At 52.2% G+C, this 2682-nt stretch carries 2 rRNA genes (1 of these 2 cut by a window edge); both read left to right on the top strand.

The window, feature by feature from the left end:
* The first annotated feature begins 457 nt into the window (after window positions 1-457).
* Window positions 458-2262: ribosomal RNA gene (locus AB0424_RS30845) — 16S ribosomal RNA — on the top strand.
* Between the two features lie 160 nt (window positions 2263-2422).
* Window positions 2423-2682: ribosomal RNA gene (locus AB0424_RS30840) — 23S ribosomal RNA — on the top strand; it runs 3305 nt beyond the window's last position.
* The 16S and 23S rRNA genes sit together here, the layout of an rRNA operon.

The following is a 2682-nucleotide window of genomic DNA, read 5'->3' as shown; positions in this document are numbered from 1 at the left end:
GCAGGCTCCGGTCTCGCTAGCGAGGGATTCATAGTGTTGGTCGGCCCCCACGAAACCGGTCGCTCAGGCTTCACGGCGTACTGGGGATGCCCTGAAGGCGACGAATGCCCCGGCAATCGCCGCTGTAGGGATGGGTTCTGTGGATTACTGGCCTCTGGCGAGTTCTACCATCGAGCAACGGAAGGCAACCACGCCCGCCGGACGCCGCAATGGCTGAAGTCGGGCGCTGAGTCCTTCTCCTGGCGTGCCCCAGGCCACACGCCGCCCGTTCGGGCTCAGTGTGGTCGACGGCTTCGCTGGGGAACACATGAGTGGGAAAGCGGATTGCCGGCTCGCACGGCGCCCACGGCTCCTGCCGCAGGTGCTTTGCCCGGCGCGTCTCCGGACGCCACCCAGTGAACTTGACATCTCTCCGGCGCTGCTCGCAGCACCGGTTGCCGTTTTTCCGCGGCGGACGATAGTTATCTGGTTGATTCTGCCAGTAGTCATATGCTTGTCTCAAAGATTAAGCCATGCATGTCTAAGTATAAGCAATTATACAGCGAAACTGCGAATGGCTCATTATATAAGTTATCGTTTATTTGATAGTACCTTACTACTTGGATAACCGTGGTAATTCTAGAGCTAATACATGCTAAAAATCCCGACTTCGGAAGGGATGTATTTATTAGATTAAAAACCAATGCCCTCTGGGCTCTTTGGTGATTCATGATAACTTCTCGAATCGCACGGCCTTGCGCCGGCGATGGTTCATTCAAATTTCTTCCCTATCAACTTTCGATGTTTGGGTATTGGCCAAACATGGTTGCAACGGGTAACGGAGGGTTAGGGCTCGACCCCGGAGAAGGAGCCTGAGAAACGGCTACTACATCCAAGGAAGGCAGCAGGCGCGCAAATTACCCAATCCCGACACGGGGAGGTAGTGACAATAAATACTGATACAGGGCTCTTTTGGGTCTTGTAATTGGAATGAGTACAATTTAAATCCCTTAACGAGGAACAATTGGAGGGCAAGTCTGGTGCCAGCAGCCGCGGTAATTCCAGCTCCAATAGCGTATATTAAAGTTGTTGTGGTTAAAAAGCTCGTAGTTGAACCTTGGGCCTGGCTGGCCGGTCCGCCTCACCGCGTGTACTGGTCCGGCCGGGCCTTTCCCTCTGTGGAACCTCATGCCCTTCACTGGGTGTGACGGGGAAACAGGACTTTTACTTTGAAAAAATTAGAGTGCTCCAGGCAGGCCTATGCTCGAATACATTAGCATGGAATAATGAAATAGGACGTGTGGTTCTATTTTGTTGGTTTCTAGGACCGCCGTAATGATTAATAGGGACAGTCGGGGGCATCAGTATTCAATTGTCAGAGGTGAAATTCTTGGATTTATTGAAGACTAACTACTGCGAAAGCATTTGCCAAGGATGTTTTCATTAATCAGGAACGAAAGTTAGGGGATCGAAGACGATCAGATACCGTCGTAGTCTTAACCATAAACTATGCCGACTAGGGATCGGACGATGTTATTTTTTGACGCGTTCGGCACCTTACGAGAAATCAAAGTGCTTGGGCTCCAGGGGGAGTATGGTCGCAAGGCTGAAACTTAAAGAAATTGACGGAAGGGCACCACCAGGGGTGGAGCCTGCGGCTTAATTTGACTCAACACGGGGAAACTCACCAGGTCCAGACACAATGAGGATTGACAGATTGAGAGCTCTTTCTTGATTTTGTGGGTGGTGGTGCATGGCCGTTCTTAGTTGGTGGAGTGATTTGTCTGCTTAATTGCGATAACGAACGAGACCTTAACCTGCTAAATAGCCCGTATTGCTTTGGCAGTACGCTGGCTTCTTAGAGGGACTATCGGCTCAAGCCGATGGAAGTTTGAGGCAATAACAGGTCTGTGATGCCCTTAGATGTTCTGGGCCGCACGCGCGCTACACTGACGGAGCCAGCGAGTACTTCCTTGGCCGAAAGGCCCGGGTAATCTTGTTAAACTCCGTCGTGCTGGGGATAGAGCATTGCAATTATTGCTCTTCAACGAGGAATCCCTAGTAAGCGCAAGTCATCAGCTTGCGTTGATTACGTCCCTGCCCTTTGTACACACCGCCCGTCGCTACTACCGATTGAATGGCTCAGTGAGGCGTCCGGACTGGCCCAGGGAGGTGGGCAACTACCACCCAGGGCCGGAAAGCTCTCCAAACTCGGTCATTTAGAGGAAGTAAAAGTCGTAACAAGGTCTCCGTTGGTGAACCAGCGGAGGGATCATTACCGAGTTTACAACTCCCAAACCCATGTGAACATACCTTTACGTTGCTTCGGCGGAGCCGCCCCGGCGCCCGGAACCTCTTCGGTTTCGCGGCCCGGAACCAGGCGCCCGCCGGAGGCCACAAACTCTTTTGTTTTTACAGTTTCTTCTGAGTGTGCCGCAAGGCAAAATACAAATGAATCAAAACTTTCAACAACGGATCTCTTGGTTCTGGCATCGATGAAGAACGCAGCGAAATGCGATAAGTAATGTGAATTGCAGAATTCAGTGAATCATCGAATCTTTGAACGCACATTGCGCCCGCCAGAATTCTGGCGGGCATGCCTGTTCGAGCGTCATTTCAACCCTCGAGCTCCCCTCTTTTTGGGAGAGCCCGGCGTTGGGGACCCGGCGCTAACACCGCCGGCCCCGAAATGGAGTGGCGGCC

Source organism: Streptomyces sp. NPDC051180 (assembly GCF_040689545.1).
Taxonomy (GTDB): Bacteria; Actinomycetota; Actinomycetes; order Streptomycetales; family Streptomycetaceae; genus Streptomyces.
The sequence above is the reverse complement of the archived record's forward strand: the minus strand, read 5'-3'. Positions and strand labels throughout refer to the sequence as shown.